The 261-nt window shown below is 69.0% G+C and carries 1 pseudogene; it reads right to left on the bottom strand.

What is annotated here, in order from left to right:
- Positions 1-261, bottom strand: a pseudogene (locus tag B0W80_RS35865) (RHS repeat protein); the annotation flags it as partial.

The following is a 261-nucleotide window of genomic DNA, read 5'->3' as shown; positions in this document are numbered from 1 at the left end:
CTCCGGGTTTGTGTGGCGTTGGGCGACGAGGCCGTGTCGGTGATGGCTTCGGTGAGGACGTTGCCCTTGTCGTCGTACGAGTAGGTGGCGGTGCGGCCGGCCTCCGTCACCAACGTCGGCAGCGCGAAGGTGGGGTGCCACTGGGTCGTGGTGGTCTGGGCCTGCGGGGTGCCGGCTGCCCGCGTCACCGATGTGGGCAGGCGGCGCGCCGTGTCCCAGGTCGTTGTGGTGACGATTCCCTTGAAGTCGGTCTCGCTCGTG

Origin of the sequence: Variovorax sp. KK3, assembly GCF_001984055.1 — a bacterium.
Lineage (GTDB): Bacteria > Pseudomonadota > Gammaproteobacteria > Burkholderiales > Burkholderiaceae_C > Variovorax.
Note: the sequence above shows the minus strand (reverse complement) of the source record. Positions and strands in the feature narration are given on the sequence as shown.